Genomic DNA, 18407 nt, shown 5'->3' on the forward strand with positions numbered 1-18407 from the left:
GGGGAAACAGAAGCGTCTGGTTGACCGTGTCAGGTATGAAGTTCTGGCCCATGGCTCGAACATAAAACAGAACCGGCTCCCTACGCTATAGGCTCCGTCACGAATCTATGCCCGACACACACCTAGAACAGGTTCCAGAGCGACTGGTTGTAGACCTCGTGGTGGAATTGCACTTCAGGCGCCTTGACGAACGTGCCCAGGTCGCGGGCGCAGCGATTGGCAGCGGCCTGCTTCAGATCCGCAAACCGGCCCTGCACGTCTGAACCAAGGATCTCGGCGATCCACTTAGACCCCTTGAAATCGTCGATGGCTGCCTGGATATGATCGGGCAGGTAGCGCTCGGCCTGGCGCAGGTTTTCAATCTTGGCGGTCGAGCCGTCCACGCCCGTCTTGAAGATCGAATAGAGAGCGAGGTAGGGATTCGCATCCGGCGCGACTGAGCGCACTTCCACGCGCATTGAGCGGGAGTTTCCGATCGGTACACGCACCATCGAACCGCGATCGGTGGCAGACGCCTTGATCTGGTTCGGCGCTTCAAAGTGCGGGTCGAGACGACGGTAGGCATTCACACTGGGATTAAGGATCAGGCAAATGTCCAGCGCGTGCGTCAGGATGCGATCAATAAATTCCCAGCCGAAGGTGGAGAGCATCTCCTGGCCCTTCGGGTCCCACATCAGGTTGACCTTGTCTTTCGAGACGGAGACGTTGGTGTGCATGCCGCTGCCGTTGACACCGACGACCGGCTTGGGAAGAAAGCATGCGGTGTAGCCCATGTTGTTCGCGATCTGGCGGCAGAGCAACTTGTAGAGCTGAATCTGATCTGCGGCCGCGACAACTTCGCCGTAGCCGTAGTTGATTTCAAACTGGCTGGGCGCAACCTCCGGGTGATCCTTCTCGTTCTGGAAGCCCATGGCGCGCTGCACTTCAGCAGCTGTGTCGATGAATTGACGCAGCGGATCGAGGGGCAACACATGATAATAGCCGCCGGTGTTGATGAAATCGAATTTGAGCGTCTCGTGGTATCTACGTTCCGCGTCTTTGCCGGCAAAAAGAAAGCCTTCAATCTCGTTGGCAGCGTTGAGCGTGTAGCCCTTCTCTTTGTAAAGCCGGTCGGAGTAGCTCTTCAGCACACCGCGGAGGTCGCCGGAATAAGGCGTGCCGTCCTTGTCGATGACCGTGCCGAAAACCAGCACCTTGCCGTTGCCGAACACGTCGGCGGGCACCCAGTAGAAGGCGCTCCAGTCGATGCCCAGGCGCAGGTCGCTTTCTTTCTGCGCGGTAAAGCCGCGAATCGAGGAGCCGTCGAAGGTCAGATTCTCATGGGCGCCCAGCAGAAACTTCTTGTCATAGTCCAGCAGGTGCAGACGGCCTTCGAGGTCTGAGAACAATACCGTCACTGCTTTGATGTGCTTTTCGTCCGTCAGGTACTTGATCCGCTTATCGCGAACCTCCTCGAGCGGCAACCGGCTGATGCGGTCTGCCTTGGCTTGCAGGTTCAGTTCTTCAAGCTCCTCGTACGAGAGGGCAAGAAAATTCCGATAGTCCGATGACATAGCTCTCCTTCCAACTGACACGTGTGCTGTTGGGCATTCAGTGATAAGTCTAAGGTTCCCCGTATAAGGAATCCGTGAAGATTGCCGCGTGGAGTTGCCTACCGGTGCCGTGCAACAAGCACCATCAATAACAGGATAACAACTGGAATCAGGGCGAGAGCACTATAGTAAAGGACCTGGCGCGTCGTGTGCGATTTCCGCTTGTTCCAGTCTCGAAATTCAGCGCGGTCTTCGACGCCGACTCCGTCCAAATGCTGCAGATCATGTGCAAATTCCTTGGCACGCGGATATCGGTTCTGCGGGTCGCGTTCGAGCGCCCGATACAGCACCTCCTGCAATTGCGGCGAGATCGACGGATCGGCCACAGAAGGGGGCAGCGGATGGTTTAGCATCCGGTCGTTCATGATCTCGATCGGAGACGATCCCGAAAAAGGCAGCCTGCCCGTAAGCATCTCGTACAGGATGACGCCCATGGCATAGATGTCCGAGCGCCCGTCGCCCCGCTTGCCCTTCACCTGCTCGGGCGAGATATAGTCCGCGGTCCCCAGTGTGGCAGTGAAGTTCGCGTAGGTAAGGCGTCGAGCCCCCGCATCTCCGGCTATTCCAAAATCGATCAGCTTGATGTTGTCGTTCGGGTCGACCATGATGTTCTCCGGTTTCAGGTCCCGGTGAACAACGCCCTGCTCGTGAATGTATTCGAGCGCTTCAAGCACTTCGACGGCGATGCGGACGGCGCGGTCTTGCGGCATGCGGCCCTCGCCGAGGATAGTGCGCAGCAGCCTGCCGTCGCACCACTCCATCACCATGTAAATGCGCGACCGTTTCTCTCCGCCGTAGACCCGCATCACCATGGGGTGGTGGAGCTTTTCGCCAATGTCCGCTTCGCGCTTGAATCGATCGAAGAGGATCGGATCGGCTTCCATGTCCGGGTGCGGAATCTTCAGGGCGACCACACGATTATCGCGCGTATCCACAGCACGAAAAATCGAAGCCATGCCGCTCCGCGCCACCGGCGCTTCAATGCGGTATGCGTCGATTTGCGAGCCGGCTTCTATGGTGTCGAGTATGCCCATCGGGCGGCGTTCTCCAATGCATGCGTTTCTTCTACTCTAGCGGGATTTAGCGGCGTATCTCTAAGGATTTCGTAGCTTTGACGAAGGGATTTACGAGGGCAGCCGGTAGGGACGGCCACGGTACATGCCGACCTGTTCGACCGAACGGATGCGAACAACCTGCGCGGAGGTGTTGTCGTTGCCGTCGATCTCGACAGCGCGCGCAACCAATTCCTGCGCGATCTCATCGATCGGCTTGTTTTGCGACACGATGGAGGCGATTGTCGCTTCGGGCATCTCATCGTGTAGGCCGTCGGAGCAGAGCACCAGCACGTCGCCGGGCATAACAGTCAGCGCCGAGGTGTCGGGCGAGACAAACATCTCGGGTCCGAGTGAGCGGATCAGCACGTGGCGCGAATCGGATGTCGCGACCTCGGCGGCTGAAATCACACCCATCTTTCGTTGCTCGTTGACCCACGTATGATCCTGCGTGATCTGCTTTGCGACGCCCTTGCGCACCAGGTAGCAGCGCGAGTCGCCCACGTGCGATACAATCGCCTGATCGTGGCGCAGGGCGCATGCCACGGCCGTCGTCGCCATCTTCTTTCCCCTGAATTCCTGGGCCAGCGTTCGGTCGTGGACAGCGGCATTCGCATGCTGCACCAGGCGTGGCAGCAGGCTGATCAACATGGCGCCGCCTTGCGCCTTTTCGAATTCCTGTACAAGAACCGAGACCGCCGTGGATGAAGCGATTTCGCCCAGGTCCATTCCCCCCACCCCATCGGCTACGACAAAAAGATAACCGTGAGAACGGGCCTGGTGGCGGGAACTTGGAATAAAAGATCCCATCGCATCTTCGTTGTTCGTGCGTACTTTGCCGGGATCGCTTGCCTGACCAAACACGATATCCAACATGGACCGGTCGCCTCAATTGGGGGTCCCCACGAACGGGTCCTTTGTTCGTGGGGTGATCTTACGCATCTTGCGCAATGGGGGATTCTTTAGTTCAGAAGTTCAAGTCCTACAGAAACGACCGGGTGGTTTCCCATCTGCGGCCTTCTGAATCGAGCCGAGAAGAATATCCACCCAGTGTCTGCATTTCGTTGATGAACGACGGCTCCCTGCCTACGTGGTGACGTTCTTGGTTTCCAGCAGGACAGCCTTACCTTTTGCCTTAGACGATCGAAGGAAATAGACCGCTCCGTAGAGGCCCCAGACACCCGCGATGCCAAGTGCTGTGAGCGGTTCCATTTTCGTACCGAGGTTAAAGAACGGCCCGGCCACGTAGAAGCCCATGCATACCAGGTTGGCTATCAGGCCGAATCCCGGAATCAGAGTGTGTTTCAGGAAGCTATGGTCGGGCCGCTTGTGAAACGCCACGATGCACAGGAAGCAGCTCAACGCATAGAGAATGAACGTGCCGAAGTTCGAGGTCAACGTAATCGCCAGCAGCGAGTTTGGCAATGCTGCCATCTTGTCATGCGTCGAATATCCAAAGCTGGAAAAGATGCCGTGCGGCAACGCCGCAATCGTTGCATCGGTCGGCGCGCTGGCATCTGCAAATACCAACGAAACAGCAATGACGCCGATCACCGCTGAGATTACGGCCAGGGTCCAGATAGCCTTGCGAGGCGACAGCGACTCGGCATGAAGGATGCCGAAGTGCTCCGGAGCTTCGTCGTCTTTGCCCATGGCATAAGTTACGCGGGCGCCGGTATTCATGCAGCTCAGCGTGGTACCGATGAGCGCCAGGAACACCGTAATCGCCTCGGCGAACATGAAGTACTTGCCGTGGCCCGGGCCCAGCAGCCAATCGCCCACAATGATCATCATGTCGCCGATGGGGGCCGCGGAGCTTGCCGCGCTTTGCATGGTGTAACCAGAATTGAGGAAGTAGTTGGCGCAGAAATACTCAATCAGATAACAGACCAACCCCTGGATCAGCAGCGAAGCGATGACTGCGATGGGAATATGTTTGGTTGGATTTTTGGCCTCGCCGCCCATCGAAGTTACCGATTCGAATCCGACCAGGATGAGGATCGCGACAGTAGCCTGAATGAACATCCAATTCAGGTTGTGCGGCACCACTACCGAGACAGCCGAGGTATGCGTCAGCATGTTTCCGCTGGCATCCTTATCGGGATAGGTAATCACGTAAGGCACTGGCTTGCCGGCCGAATCCAGCAGAGGCTGCGGCGTGCCGCTCGCATCGCGAACGGTTGCACCCGTCTTATCGGTGGCGAACTGATACGTATAGGTCGAGAGCGTCTGCGTGTCGTACTGGAAAGCCGTGGGGCCGGTTGAGCCCGTCGGGTGGCTCACGCGATATCCCAAAGCAAGCACGCTGAAGACAATGAGGGCCGAGATCTGTACGACGTTGATAGCGATGTTTACCGCTGTCGATGCGCCAGCTCCCTTCGCGGCGATCCATGCCACAAAGAACGAGAACACGATTGCAACCAGTCCCATGAAGACCGGTCCGGGGTTTGCGCCGCTGATGAAGCTCGGATAGAAGAAGCCAACCACGTAACCCACAAATACGCCGGTGACGCCCACCATCACGCCGGGATAAACCCAGTAGTAAAGATGCGAACCCCAGCCCACGACGAACTTGGCAACGCGGGCATACTTGAACGCCTTGTCCTTCGATAGCAGCGCTTGTTCCGCGTAGTAGTAGCTCGAGCCAGTGCCCGGATAGAGCTTCGAAATCTCGGCATAGGCTACCGCGGTAGCCAGGCAGAGCAGCAGCGCGGCAAAGATGCCGGCCCACATTGCCGGCGCAGTGGAAGGCTGACCCGCCACGCCCGTCGTCGCCTGGATGAAGAACGTTAGCCATAGAAAGGCGCCCGGAGCAATCAGCGCCATTGCGTTACTGGTCAACCCGGTAAGTCCCAGAGTTGCCTGCATCTGTGGTGCTTTCTGATCTGCCATAAACATTCTCCTGGAAATTGAAATTCTGAGAGTCTGTTCCCGTCGCTTGAGAGGCGGGATGTTTTTAAGCCTCGCCAGTTGAGAATCGGCTGAGAAATTCATGTTTCTGGATGACTTGAATGCTATGGAAGCACTGATGAAGATGAAATGAAGAACGATTCAAGAAGCCCCCATTCTGAGGCGGATTGGCGCTCAGTTCGGGGGCCTCATCAATTACCAAAACTCCTCCGTTGCTCGTGCCGGCGCAACCTATCTCTTGGGCCCGAAGAAAGCCACGAATCCAACCGTTGCGGTTGCCTGACCCTTCACAAGGTTTCCGTCTCCCTTGTGAAAGAAATCGGTATCCGACCAGTCCTTGCGGATTTCAACCCGCGAAAGAAGTCCCTCGGCCCACTTGTACTCGTAGGTGCCCGTGAACTCCTGCACATGCTGGATCGCGCCCGTCGAGTATCCATTAGGGTCGTTGAAGTACTCGTAGCGCCCAGAGAAAGCCGATGTGCCGGTAGCCTGTTCGCGAACGGCGAACGCCACGCCCTGCCAGTGATTCAACGAGCTATCGATTCCTTCGCCCGTATCGAAATGATTGCGATTCTGACCGTAGTCATAGTTGATATAGGCGCTCAGTTTCGTGCTAGGCGTCAGCAGCAGGGTGGTGTCGATCAGGTTGCGATACCCACTCTGCGTGTTCACATTGGACGGACCCGTGTAATAGTTCACGTTCCACGTGTACTTGGGCTTTACCAGCGCATTCGTAAGCCCGATCGTCACTCCGCCGTTGCTGGCAGTCACGCTATTCCATCCGTTGACCACCTGTACTCCAATGGTGTCGACCTTCGAAACGGGCATCGACGTGCGCAGACCGAAGTGGAAGTACGGGATCGCCCACGCGAACAGAATCGAACGCGAGTAATTCCAGTTGTCCTTTGACTCGATCACTTCAGCGCCTGCCGAAGTTACAAACTTGCCGAAATCGAGTTCAAGACCCTTTGTCTTCGGCGGTTTCAAGCTCAAAAATGCCTGCTCGATATAGTCCCCCTGATCGTGCGATCCGCCATTGACGAGGGTGTTCGCCCGTCCGAAGAAGAGGTCGACGTGCGCGCCCACCGGATCGGGATCGTGGTTCAGGGTCAGACGCGCTTCACTCAGGTTGAACTGGTCGGTCTTGTCGTTGAAGTTATAGAGATCATTCGCCTGGCCATTTGCCAGGGCGCTCGGACGATTGTAGTTGTATCCGTAATAGCCATCGATCAAGCCGCTGATGTCCATGGGGCCCACGCTCCACGTTGGAGCGGCAGGCGCAGCCGCTGGAGCCTGGTCGGCTGGTGCTGCGGGAGCAGATGCCGCTGCCGCCGGCGCTGTCTGAGCGCCCGCCACGACGGCTGTAGCAAGCACCGCGGCGCTCAACGATTGGAGAACGATGTGATTCACCTTGCTGAACATCGACACAATTCCTCCTGAACAAGATTTGGGTATGAATCGAATGAGGCTTTATGTGAGAAGTGAGGTTGTTGACTCAATCTCTTTGCTGCGGATTACCTTTCAGTCGGGTAGGGAAAGTCGCAAGACGATTGCGCTTTCGGCAAGAAAAAGATCGTGAAGTCGCGCGCGTTGAGCGCTGCTCCCTTTAGGGTTCCGAATCGCTGCGGCTTGTTATTAGTAATGCAAACAATGCATAAAGAAGAGATGAAGATTACGGAAAGAAATCATATAGAGACGGCGCATCTGCGGTTGCAGAGCCCGGATCGACTCTCCGCTCGATGAGGCACGGACGGCGCGTGCGATGCTCTCTATTACGCCTGGCCGGATAAAAATCAAATGAAGAACTGTTAATATCGTAGAAACAATCTTCCCGCGCAAGATGCCCCCTTCTGGGAACAAAAGGTGCACGCGGGAAGGCTCTCTCTGAATCGGCAGTTCGTTGCCCAATGGTTGCAACGCCGATGGAGAGAGTCACCTTTCGAGCGAAGCCATACAGGTCGAACTTCATCCCGATCTACTGGCGTTGTTTGTGCTCAGTTGCTGCCAGAGCGATTCCGCCTCATGGCGTTCGATGGAAAGGCCGGTAACGGTTGTCTGGAACCTACATCCCGCTCCGCGCAGGGTTTGCGTCACGACGTTCCCGAGGCTCCGGGCTGCGGGTGCTCCTGTTCTCCACGGAGTGCGCCCTCGGCATCCTCTCCGTGGTGCTCGTCGGCGTCTTTGCGCACTGGCTCCAATGGCTGCTTCCGGTCGCCGTAGTGCTCTATCTGCTTATCATCGTGCCCACCGCTCTCTGGTGTGGATTCTGGCAGGCGGTAATCGTCTCCCTTTCCGCAGTGTTCGTGCAAAGCTACTTTGCCGCGCGTCTTGGCAGGCTGAATCCAGCCACCGATCCAGCCAACTCCGTCGCCCTCGTGGCGTTCATTCTCACCGCCCTGGTCATCAGCCGCCTTTCTGCGCGCGTCACTGAGCACGCACGCGAAACCGATTCGTGGGGCGGCCAGATGCAGGACCTCTACGAGTTCACGCGGCGCACGCTGCAGATGAATCTCCACGTCGAACCCGGCGCACAGCTCGTCGAACTGGTGCATGAAATATTCGCTCTCGAGGCCGTCGTTATCTTCGACGCGGATCTGCACCAGACCTACCAGGCCGGCTTCTGGAACCTCGATCCGCAGGAACTGGCCCAAAACGTTTATTTTTTTGAGACATCCGACGACGATCCGGAGACAGGTATTGCGCGCCGCGTGGTTCGTCTTGGAGCAGCACCCATCGGTGCGGTTGTCCTTCGTGGCGACACCAGTCCGTTGACCAACAATGCAATTGCATCGCTGGTTGCCATCACCTTCGACCGCTACCGCGCCTTCGCCAACGAAAGCCGCATCGAGACTGAGCGTCAGACCGAGCAGCTTCGCTCCACAGTGCTTGACGCGCTGGCGCATGAATACAAAACGCCGCTCACCGCCATTCGCGCCGCCTCCACCGGACTCTCGGAGATGGGCAAGCTTTCCGCAGGCCAGGGCGAGCTTGTCTCCCTCATCAATGAGCAGGCCGACCTGCTCAACGATCTGACGACGCGCCTGCTGACGACCGCGCGGCTCGATGCCGGCGAAGTCACCGTTCACGCATTGCCCGTCGGCGTCGCCGCCCTGATTGACGAAGTCGTTGCCAGCCTCAGCGAGCGGCTGGCCTCGATGAAGGTCGCGATCGATCTCCCCGACGACAACCTCGTACTCTGCTGCGATCGCCGCCTGATGACGATGCTTTTGTCGCAATACATCGACAACGCCTGCAAGTACGCGATCTACGGCACCACCATTACCATTCGCGCCGTCCAGGCGAAGGCCGAGGTCATCTTTTCGGTTCACAGTTTCGGCCCGGTCATTCCCATTGCCGATCGCGAACGCATCTTCGACCGCTACTATCGATCTTCGGGCTCAGCCAATCGCGCCACCGGCACCGGCATCGGTTTGTCGGTGGCCAAGCGCGCGGCCACCATCCACGATGGATACGTCTGGGTCACCAGCGACCATGATGAAGGCAACGCGTTTTACGCGGCTATCCCATCTCAGGCACGAAAGAGGGAATCCAAATGAACCAGAACCCAATTCGCATTCTGATCGTCGATGATGAAACCTCCATCCGCCGCGCGCTCAGGCCTCCCCTCGCCGAGCTTGGATTTCAATTCAGCGAAGCGTCGCGGGGAGAAGAGGCACTCCAGTTGCTGCGCGCCAGCCCCTACGACGTGGTGCTTCTCGACATCAATATGCCGGGCATCGGCGGAATTGAGACCTTGCGCCGCATCCGTGCATTCGCGCCCCGGCTGCCCGTGCTGATGCTAACAGTGCGCGACGGCGAAGGTGAAAAGGTGGAAGCGCTGGAACTCGGCGCCGACGACTACATCACCAAGCCCTTCAGCACCCGCGAGCTGATTGCGCGCATTCGTACGGCGGTCCGCAGGGTGCATGCCCCGGCACGCGCCGAAGATGCGCCCATCGAAATCGGAGAGATTCGCCTCAACCCCTCGAAGCGCAGCGTGACCCGGCGTGGCCAGCCCATCCACCTCACACGCAAGGAGTACGACATTCTCTACACCATGATGAGCCGCGCCGGCCGTGTCGTTTCCTACGCCAAGCTGCTCACCGCCGTCTGGGGCGCCGACTGCCGTGAAGAGGTGGAGTATCTGCGCACCTTCATTCGCCAGCTGCGCAAGAAGATCGAGGACGATCCATCCAACCCCGTCTACCTGCTCACCGATGTCTACGTCGGCTATCGCTTCGCCGACGCGCAGATGTTGCAGGTCGAGCTCGAGGCCGGCGGAACGGACGCGCGCGAAGAAGTCCCGGAAAGCCGCTGATCAGACTCGCGGCAGCCGGCATCAGTGAGATTCGTCCGGCAGGGGACATGAGCGAAATCATGAAAGCAAGCGATCAGCGGCGACGAAAGAACACGGCGCGTTGAGAGCCAGCCGATCTGAAGCTGGATCGGCCTCTGCGTTATTCGGTTGCGATAGGCTGCCAAAGCTCGACGCGGTTTCCCTCCGGATCGGTGATCCAGCCAAACTTTCCGAACTCATAGCTTTCGCGTTTTGGATCGACGGTGACACCCTCGCCTATCAATCGATCCCGCACACCATCCAGGTCGTTCACCTGGAGATTGATCATGGCTTTCTGCGACGGAGGGAAGTAGTCATTGTCTTGCTTGAAAAGGGCGAAGACGATTTTGGGATGTTGCGTCGGGGCAGAAAACGCGTATGCTCCCTCGGACTTCACCAGACCGAGATGCTCCTCGTACCACTGATACAGAGCCTTTGGATCATTCGCCCGCAGAAATACACCGCCAAAGCCAGTGATTGAAGCCATGCGATCTCCTTGTTGAACTGACAGTATAGAAGACAGAAGGTCGGGCTCTCGCCCCCGGCCTTTTTTGATCTATGTGGTCATGACTGCGCCAGCGGCAGCGGGTTCGACAGGGACTTTGCGCCGGAGCACTGCAGCGGAAATGAGCGTAATGATAAGGCCGACGGGCAGGGGCTCCATGAAGGTGTAGGCCATGTTGACGAAGGGGTTCTGGTAGAGCCGCTGAGATCGCTCGATGTCAGCGACCTTCGCGGCGGCGGTGGCGGGGTCAAGTCCGGACGCCTGCACCTTGTGAATCTGCGCGGCGAAGTAGCTGTCCATGAAGTGAGGCATGAAGTTGAAGTAGAGGACCTCCCACGTGGCGACGTAGCAGGCGGTTGTGATGAGGGCGATCAGGATGCCGCAGGTGAAGGCGCGGCCGAAGGAGATTTGCCCCTCGAGGGTATTGTCGCGGTAGCTGCGGATGCCGAAATAGATCAGCAGGAACGACGCCACCATGATGGTGTAGCCGAGAACCATGCTGTGGCCGGAGCCGATCTTGTGGGCGAGCAGAAGCGAGCTGTCCATAAGAACGGAGATCATGACGCCGGAGATGAGGCCGAAGGTGAGGACGGTTTTTTTCATGGCTGGCTCCTGGTGCGAGTTAATGTGACTGACGATGGATTCACGATGCGGTCGAACGGGGCCGGATGTCGTCACCCTTTCGAATGATTTTTCGACAAATGGAGTGGAAATCATGCTTTCGAGTGACGCAGTTGCCCGAAGGGCGTCCGCCCGGACGGCCAGTCCTCACGGCAGCAGGCCTAGTTCTTTGCCGCGCCGGACAGCCTGAGTCCGGCGGGCGGCTCCCAGCTTGTCAAAGGCGCGCGAACAGTGTGTCTTGACCGTGTTTTCTGAAACGAAAAGCTGCGTGGCAATCTCGCGATTGCTGAAGCCGCGGGCTACCAGGGTGAGGATTTCAAGCTCGCGTGCCGTGATGCCGAGGGTCTGCTGCTGGGTGGTATTGGGAGCAAAGGGGGCGGGGGCTTCCGCGGGGACAAGCACTTCCTTCACCACGACCGTCTCCCGGATTATTTCGCGACTGCGCGTGATGCGGAGGCCGAGCCAGATGCCGAAGGTCGCGAAGAGGATGGCGACGAGCGCACTGTAGAGTTCGATCGAGTGCTCGATGATGACGAAGCGGTATTCAGTGTATTGGAGGGTGGCGATAAGGAGGCCGCCGACCAGACCGAAGATGAGGACGTGCCGCTTCATGATGGGTTGTGAAAAAGTATATCCTTGCCTGCTGCTGACTCGGCTCTCGCCTGCAGTTCAAGAATCGGCAGTTCCAGCGGAGGCAAAACGCGCGTTTTTCGGTTCCGCTCATGTGTGATATCAGTCATACGGGCGAAGATGCTTATTTAAGCCGAGAATTCGGCAGGAGCGATCATGCGTGACGAACAGATCCGTGAAGTCTTAAATGCGCATTGGCATGCGTCTGCAGTCGGGGATCTAAACGCGGAGCACGAAATCTACGACGACAATGTCCTATGCGATTATCCCCAGTCGGGCGAGCGAATCCTGGGAAGAAACAATCTGCAGGCCTTGCGGAGTCACCATCCCGGAAGGCCGTCGGGCTTCAACGTCAGGCGGATGCTCGGGTACGGCGATCTGTGGGTGACGGAGTACATCATCACCTACGAGGGGCGGCCGGCGTATACCGTGAGCATCATGGAATTCCGCAACGGCAAGGTCGTGCATGAGACGCAGTATTTCGCCGACCCCTTTGAGGCGCCAGATTGGCGAAGCCAATGGGTTCAGCAGATCGCGTGACTGCCCTGATCGCGCTTCGTGCCGGACAGTCCATTTGCCGTAAATGACCTGCTTCAAAATGCTGATAACCTGTTTAAATCCGGGATCCTGCACCCATAATCCGCGATTTCTTAATCATCGCGATCTTTCGAATCCGGCCGAGTCTATTCGTCGTAGTGCAGCAAGCTGAAGACGTCGTACGCCTTGAAGCGGTCGCGGCCCTTCAGGAAGTCCAGCTCCACGGCAAAAGCCAAGCCGGCAATTTCGCCACCGAGTTCATTCACCAACTTGACCGTAGCCTCCATGGTGCCCCCGGTCGCCAGCAGATCGTCGACCAGCACCACGCGCTGCCCCGGCTGGATCGCGTCCCGGTGAATCTCCAGCGTGTCCGATCCATATTCGAGATCGTAGGTCACGCGCGCTACGGGCGCCGGAAGCTTGCGCGGTTTGCGTACCGGCACGAAGCCTGCATTCAGCCGATAGGCGAGCGCCGGCCCGAAAATGAACCCACGCGCCTCGATGCCCAGCACCAGGTCGATATTGTGTTCGATGTAGTGCGCGGCCAGCAGGTCGATCAGCTTCGCGAAGCCGGTCTTGTCCTTCAACAACGTGGTGATGTCATAAAACAAAATCCCTGGCTTGGGAAAATCCGGCACCGTGCGCACCAGCGCCTTCAGTGCTTCCACATCAATCGGCTTGATCGCTTCGGGCATGCGTTCGCTTGCTCCTCGAGACTGTCGAAGTTGTCAGTTCTCAGTCTTCAGTTCTCAGTCTTGCCGACTGGCAACTGGTAACCGACTTCTGAAAACTGCGTGAAGTGCTCTGATGAATTGTTACTGTCAACTCGAATTATAGAAGGCAGGTCTTCCGTTCACGTCTTCAGTCCCCAGTCTCGCTGATCGCCCAACGGGAAAAACTGAATACTGACAACTGATGACTGAGAACTGACCACTGACAACTGCGCAGCTTCGCTGCACGTCACCACGCCCCTTCAATGCGAAACGCATCCAGCCCTGCTGCCTCTTTGTCATCCATATAGTGCTCGATAAGGCGATCGACCCGGCTTCCGCGCGGCCCTTTACGTAGGCTCGTGCGCAGTTCGGCAAGATCTTCGGCAGTGCCTGAAGCCACCACTTCCACATCGCCATCTTCGGTATTGCGCACCCAGCCGCGCAGGTCAAGCTCGCTGGCTTCGCGATGAACGAACCAGCGAAAACCCACCCCCTGCACACGTCCCTGAATCAGAAAGTGAAGAACCATCGTTGAAGACCAAGGCCAGTCTTTCAAAACTGCCGCATGTCCGCAACTATCGCCCCTTCACCGCCTTTGCGACCTGTTCGCTGCGAAGCGAGGGTGTTGCCTCCGTCTTCCCGCCGCCGGCTCGATTGCCGCTCGCGCTACACTGGTTTCACCCATGGTTTTTGTCCTCGATAACTACGATTCCTTCACCTACAACCTTGTTCAATACCTGGGCGAACTTGGGGCGGACGTGCTGGTCCGCCGCAACGACGAGCTCACCGTCGAAGAGGTGGAGGCGCTGAAGCCGGAACGGATCCTGCTGTCGCCGGGGCCATGCACACCCGGGGAAGCGGGCATCCTGGTTCCGCTTATCCGGCACATGGCAGGCAAGGCTCCGATCCTCGGCGTATGCCTCGGGCACCAGGCCATCGGCGAAGCCTTTGGCGGTGAAGTGGTGCGCGCACAGAACCTGATGCATGGCAAAACCAGCAAAGTAAATCATGACGGCAAAGGCGTTTTTTCCGGATTGCCGTCACCGCTTACCTGCACCCGTTATCACTCCTTGATTGTGGCTGAGAATTCGCTGCCTAAGGAGCTTGAAGTCACAGCCCGCACGTCCGAGGCAAACGGCGCGGGCGCGAAGGGCAGGTCTGTCATCATGGGGCTGCGCCACCGCACCCTGAAGGTCGAGGGCGTACAGTTTCACCCCGAGTCCGTGTTGACCGAAGGTGGTCACCAGATGATCCGCAACTTCCTGGAAATGTAGGCGCGATGCAAGACTCTCAAAGGCCCGCGAAACACACGCTGCATCGAATTCTGTTATGCGGAGCGTGCTGCGCCAGCCCTCTTCTATGGTCGCAGGCGCCCAAGTCCCGGCCAACGCCTCCCTCGGAAACACAGCCGACTCCGGCGAGCGCACCCGCGGACAGCAACCCGTCCTATGGACCCACGCAATCGGGACCGATCGCGATCGTTCCACTCGACAACAAGGACCCCGCCAGCGCAGCCATGGTGACCGGAGCTCTGCAGGTTGCGAATGGACGAGCGATGATTGCCTCCAACGGAGCCATCACCTCCGGCGCCGGCACGACTGAAGTGACGCTGCCACGGCGTGGCGTGCTGCGCGTATGCGCTTCGACGACGGTAAAGCTGGCTGCCGACGCCAGCATTCCCAAGGACGAGGTTCCGGGGCTGATGATGGTGCTCGATCACGGAGCGCTCGAGGCAAGCTTTGCCACCGGCCGCAATTCCGACGTGCTGCTTACTCCCGACTTCCGCATCCTGATCGGCGGTCCCGGGGCGGCGGATGTGAAGGTGCGCCTTGGCCAGCATGGCGACACGTGCGTCGACAATGCAGGCGTGAACGCGCCTTACGTGCTCGTAACAAGCGTTTTTGATGGCGGCATCTATCGCGTGCAGTCGGGACAGCGCGTGATGTTCCAGCACGGCAGCGTGTATTCGGTCGTCGACCAGGAGAAGGAGTCCTGCGGCTGCCCGGCGCCGTTGCATCCAAACACCAATGAATTCCCAGAGGCACAGAGCGCAGGCCTCGCGCCGCTTGCCCCGCCCGGTCCGCCGGGAGTGACTCCCGCCGCCGCGCCGACTGAAGCTACAGACACCTTTGTGCACAAGAGCGGCGAGCCGCCGCCGGAGACCGACACCATCACCGCAAAGGGCGGCAACCCTGCGCCGCACGTGCATGTAGCGAAGCACAAGCCGCCCAAGGTCAAAGGTGATAAGAAGCCTGGATTCATGGCCCGCATGGGGCACTTCTTCCGGCGGCTGTTTGGCGCGGAGTAGATTGCGCTCTCGATCCTTTTTCGCCGGAACGTTCCCGTCGATGACCTGACCATATTCCAGGTTCGTCACCCGGCAGATGCCGCCGACGATGTTGCCCGCCACCGCCGGAAAGTACCACTGCGCGAAGGCCATCCGCGGCGCGATGATTCGGAGCTAATTCCAACCCATTTCGGGAGCCGGTTCGGAGGACGGCCATGCGGCTTGCGCCTCAGGCGAAGTAAGTCTCTGGGGAGCCGGTTCGAGCAGGTAATGGAAGAACGCGGAGATGGCGAAGGTGACCACCGCACTTGCGCATCCCAGGGCAAGTTGAGACAGAGGCGTATTCGCAAACGCGATGAAGGGGACCCTTATGAATCCGTTCACGAGAAAGATTGCGAGCGAGTAGCCGCCGATTATTTCGAGGACGCGGAATCGTCTCAACCAGCTGCGTGTCTTGACATAAAGCCATAGACTGAAGACGGCGAATGCGAGAGAAGATAATCTCGCGATCGAAGCATACTCGCTCCCGAGGAGGAGGATTGCCAATGCCGGAATCGCGAGATATGCGTTGATGCGTATCGGATATCGGGCAGCAATGATTCCCAGGCAAAAAATGCGCATGCGCCCGATCGGGTTCAATGCCGGGTTGATAGACCAGTGGGCGAGTATCGGCTCTGCTGCGAATGTCATCAGGAAGCAAATAACGGAAAGCGCAACCAAGCCGGGCCAGCCGAACTTCACCGTGAGCTTCCGCAACATCGGCCAGATCGCGTAGAACTGTATGATAAAAGGGACAAACCACCAAGGCCCTACGATGGGCAGTCCCACTCCCGGCACAATGTTGGAGACTCCGGCCAGCAGGAGAAGGAGCCCGGGACCGGCATCCTGGATCAACCATATTGGTCCGACGAATATCGCCGCTAGCAGAGCCCAAAACAAGAGGGCCAGCCCGAACATCGGATAGAGCTTCTTCACCCTGGTCCACATGAACGATGACCAGGATGACGTGTCATTCCAGTGGCTCTTGGCGAGGCCGTAAGCTGAGACAAAGATGAAGATCTGGACCCCGAGATGTCCATAGAACGCGAACAGTGCCTGGATAGCCATTGAGGGGTGAACGACCGTTTGCAGGAATACGGAGAACCTCGCGGGATCGAAGGTGAATTCGTTCTCGCGGACGGGGCTAACGATATGAAAGTAGTTGTGGAAGACGATGGCCGAGATCGCCAGCCCCTTGAGAATCGCAGTGTCTTTTTTATCCAGATCCCTAAGCAAGGGTTTGTAACCTCCCGGATGCAGTTCCAAAAGAAGGCCCAGTCTTGCTCCCGCGCTGCAGATACTGTGTTTCTTTGTTACTCCGTCGTTCTCATAGTGCCAACCATGAGCGACACCCAGTGGAAGAGTTGCCGTTTGAGAATTTGTGTTTTCTTCGTTAAGCCCCCAGGGAATTACGGTAAGTTGTGCGCCAGGGGAACCGACCAAAGGGCTTAATTTTCCAAGCTAGAAAAATGTAGCAGTCAATAGTCGCATTTACAAGTTGCCGAAAGTAATGGTTGGTAATAGGGAATAGACTGCATTCGGACGTGCCAATTTTACGTGCGATCCGGTTAATGTTCATTCGGCAGGGCGGAAAATCGGGGTTGCAGCTAGAGTTCGCGCGCGCGCTCGATCGCGCGAATCACCGCCTGGGCCTTGTTAAGCGATTCCTGGTGTTCGAGTTCCGGGACTGAGTCCGCGACAATGCCGGCTCCGGCCTGTACGTATCCTTTGCCTCCGGTGGTCAGCAGCGAGCGGATGGCAATGCAGGAGTCGAGATTGCCGGAAAAGTCAGCGTAGAGCACGGCACCGCCGTAGGTGCCGCGGCGCGAGGGTTCCAGTTCTTCGATAATCTCCATGGCACGAACCTTGGGCGCGCCAGAGAGCGTGCCGGCAGGAAAGCATGCGCGAAGCGCGTCTACCGCAGTTAGCTCCGGCTTCAGCTTGCCTTCAATGGTGCTGACGATGTGCATCACGTGACTGTAACGCTCGACAAACATCAGGCGATCGACTTTGACGCTGCCAAACTCGCTCACCCGCCCAACATCGTTGCGACCGAGGTCGACGAGCATCACGTGCTCGGCGCGCTCCTTGTCGTCGTGCATCATTTCTTCTTCAAGGCGAAGATCTTCGGCTTCGGTTGTGCCGCGCGGACGCGTCCCCGCGATCGGCCGGTATTCCACTTTGCGATCATGTACGCGCACCAGCAGTTCCGGAGATGATCCGGCGAGTTCGACGCTGTTTGCCGGCTTCGATTTTTTCGCGGTCCCGAGCGGCCCATCGGGTGTGAAGCGCAGGAAGTACATATAGGGACTTGGATTCACTGTGCGCAGCGAGCGATAGACCTGGAAGGTATCCATGCCCGTCGATACGTCGAGTCGCTGCGACAGCACTGCCTGAAAGATGTCGCCCGCGGCGATGTACTCCTTCGTGCGCTCAACTGCGACGAGGAAGCTCTTCTTGCTGGTGCGTCGCTTCACCTGGACTGGCTTGGCTGCGCGGGCTTGCGGCAGCTTCGGCAACGGCGTGGCCAGGCGCTTTTCAAGCTTTGCCAGCCGCTTTACCGCCTTCGCGTAAGCTTCCTCGGGCCTGGCGAGCGAAACGTCGGCGGTGGCCACCATCCAGATCTGTTTGCGCACGTGGTCAAAGGCCAGCACTTCATCGAAGAACAGCAGGCATGCATCGGGAACGCCGAGTTCGTCCTTGGCGTGATTGGGCAGGCGCTCGATCTGGCGAACGGCGTCGTAGGCGAAGAAGCCGACGGCGCCGGCGGTGAACGGCGGCAGTCCGGCAATGCGCGCGGGCTTGTGGCCGCTGAGGGCCTCGCGCAGCACGTGGAAGATATCGCCCTCGATGCGGGTGGTGCGCCCGCCTTCGGTGATGTCGATCTGCTGGCCGCGCGCGACGATGCGCTTGTACGGGTTTAGCCCGATGAAGGTGTAGCGGCCCACTTGCTCACCGTTCTCGACCGACTCTAGCAGAAAGCATTCGCGCTCCTGCCAAGCCGCGCGCAGAAAGGCCGAAACGGGAGTTTCGAGGTCGGCCGTGAGCGTGCGATAGACGGGGACGAGCGTGTGCTTTTTGGCGAGCGCCAAAAATTCTTTGCGGCTGGGTTGGATGAGATTAGATGAAGGCTTCACAGCTTCCAGTGTAATGGAGTAGTGAAGGAGCAAATGAGTCAACGAGTG

The 18407-nt window shown here is 58.2% G+C and carries 17 protein-coding genes; 5 read left to right on the forward strand and 12 right to left on the reverse strand.

Annotation, left to right across the window (positions count from 1 at the left end):
- Positions 1–122: 122 nt before the first annotated feature.
- The 5 genes from WCA10_RS24590 to WCA10_RS24610 form a co-directional block, all read right to left on the reverse strand.
- Entirely contained in the window at positions 123–1553 is a 1431-nt protein-coding gene (locus WCA10_RS24590) for a glutamine synthetase family protein (RefSeq protein WP_472825191.1), read from the reverse strand.
- A gap of 98 nt (positions 1554–1651) precedes the next feature.
- A complete protein-coding gene (locus tag WCA10_RS24595; RefSeq protein WP_472825192.1) occupies positions 1652–2626 on the reverse strand; it encodes a serine/threonine-protein kinase in 975 nt (324 codons plus the stop codon).
- A 90-nt stretch (positions 2627–2716) separates the two neighbouring features.
- On the reverse strand, positions 2717–3520 hold the full coding sequence (locus WCA10_RS24600; protein ID WP_472825193.1) for a PP2C family protein-serine/threonine phosphatase: 804 nt from the start codon (positions 3518–3520) through the stop codon (positions 2717–2719).
- A gap of 210 nt (positions 3521–3730) precedes the next feature.
- Positions 3731–5536: an APC family permease gene (locus tag WCA10_RS24605; RefSeq protein WP_472825194.1), complete on the reverse strand. Its 1806-nt coding sequence runs from the start codon at positions 5534–5536 to the stop codon at positions 3731–3733.
- 249 nt (positions 5537–5785) lie between these two features.
- Entirely contained in the window at positions 5786–6976 is a 1191-nt protein-coding gene (locus tag WCA10_RS24610; protein WP_472825237.1) for a porin, read from the reverse strand.
- 698 nt (positions 6977–7674) lie between these two features.
- Here WCA10_RS24610 and WCA10_RS24615 point away from each other — a divergent pair.
- Both WCA10_RS24615 and WCA10_RS24620 read left to right on the forward strand, forming a co-directional pair.
- Positions 7675–9111 carry a sensor histidine kinase gene (locus tag WCA10_RS24615; RefSeq protein ID WP_472825195.1) on the forward strand — a complete coding sequence of 479 codons (1437 nt, stop codon included), beginning with the start codon at positions 7675–7677 and terminating at the stop codon, positions 9109–9111.
- Positions 9108–9872 carry a response regulator transcription factor gene (locus WCA10_RS24620; protein ID WP_472825196.1) on the forward strand — a complete coding sequence of 255 codons (765 nt, stop codon included), beginning with the start codon at positions 9108–9110 and terminating at the stop codon, positions 9870–9872. Before WCA10_RS24615 ends, WCA10_RS24620 begins: the two co-directional genes overlap by 4 nt.
- A gap of 139 nt (positions 9873–10011) precedes the next feature.
- On the opposite strand, the gene WCA10_RS24625 is transcribed toward WCA10_RS24620, so the two are convergent.
- From WCA10_RS24625 to WCA10_RS24635, 3 genes are all read right to left on the reverse strand, one after another.
- Complete coding sequence (locus WCA10_RS24625; protein WP_472825197.1) at positions 10012–10377, reverse strand: VOC family protein; 366 nt, start codon at positions 10375–10377, stop codon at positions 10012–10014.
- A 69-nt stretch (positions 10378–10446) separates the two neighbouring features.
- Positions 10447–10998 (reverse strand): DUF4199 domain-containing protein, encoded by a 552-nt coding sequence (locus WCA10_RS24630; RefSeq protein ID WP_472825198.1) that lies wholly within the window; start codon positions 10996–10998, stop codon positions 10447–10449.
- A 165-nt stretch (positions 10999–11163) separates the two neighbouring features.
- Positions 11164–11628 (reverse strand): helix-turn-helix transcriptional regulator, encoded by a 465-nt coding sequence (locus WCA10_RS24635; RefSeq protein ID WP_472825199.1) that lies wholly within the window; start codon positions 11626–11628, stop codon positions 11164–11166.
- A 174-nt stretch (positions 11629–11802) separates the two neighbouring features.
- Here WCA10_RS24635 and WCA10_RS24640 point away from each other — a divergent pair, with 174 nt between their 5' ends.
- Complete coding sequence (locus WCA10_RS24640; protein ID WP_472825200.1) at positions 11803–12186, forward strand: nuclear transport factor 2-like protein; 384 nt, start codon at positions 11803–11805, stop codon at positions 12184–12186.
- A gap of 143 nt (positions 12187–12329) precedes the next feature.
- On the opposite strand, the gene WCA10_RS24645 is transcribed toward WCA10_RS24640, so the two are convergent.
- On the reverse strand, positions 12330–12878 hold the full coding sequence (locus tag WCA10_RS24645; protein WP_472825201.1) for an adenine phosphoribosyltransferase: 549 nt from the start codon (positions 12876–12878) through the stop codon (positions 12330–12332).
- A gap of 265 nt (positions 12879–13143) precedes the next feature.
- A complete protein-coding gene (locus WCA10_RS24650; protein ID WP_472825202.1) occupies positions 13144–13452 on the reverse strand; it encodes an acylphosphatase in 309 nt (102 codons plus the stop codon).
- A gap of 127 nt (positions 13453–13579) precedes the next feature.
- Between WCA10_RS24650 and WCA10_RS24655 the strand changes: the two genes are divergently transcribed.
- Both WCA10_RS24655 and WCA10_RS24660 read left to right on the forward strand, forming a co-directional pair.
- Complete coding sequence (locus tag WCA10_RS24655; protein WP_472825203.1) at positions 13580–14170, forward strand: anthranilate synthase component II; 591 nt, start codon at positions 13580–13582, stop codon at positions 14168–14170.
- Between the two features lie 5 nt (positions 14171–14175).
- Complete coding sequence (locus WCA10_RS24660) at positions 14176–15204, forward strand: hypothetical protein (protein ID WP_472825204.1); 1029 nt, start codon at positions 14176–14178, stop codon at positions 15202–15204.
- A gap of 153 nt (positions 15205–15357) precedes the next feature.
- On the opposite strand, the gene WCA10_RS24665 is transcribed toward WCA10_RS24660, so the two are convergent.
- Both WCA10_RS24665 and trpE read right to left on the reverse strand, forming a co-directional pair.
- Positions 15358–16458, reverse strand: coding sequence for an acyltransferase family protein (locus tag WCA10_RS24665; RefSeq protein WP_472825205.1), 1101 nt, complete (start codon positions 16456–16458; stop codon positions 15358–15360).
- 371 nt (positions 16459–16829) lie between these two features.
- Positions 16830–18359 (reverse strand): anthranilate synthase component I, encoded by a 1530-nt coding sequence (gene trpE / locus WCA10_RS24670; RefSeq protein WP_472825206.1) that lies wholly within the window; start codon positions 18357–18359, stop codon positions 16830–16832.
- Positions 18360–18407 lie beyond the last annotated feature (48 nt).

Source organism: Occallatibacter sp., from assembly GCF_049582745.1.
In the GTDB taxonomy this organism is placed as follows: domain Bacteria; phylum Acidobacteriota; class Terriglobia; order Terriglobales; family Acidobacteriaceae; genus Telmatobacter.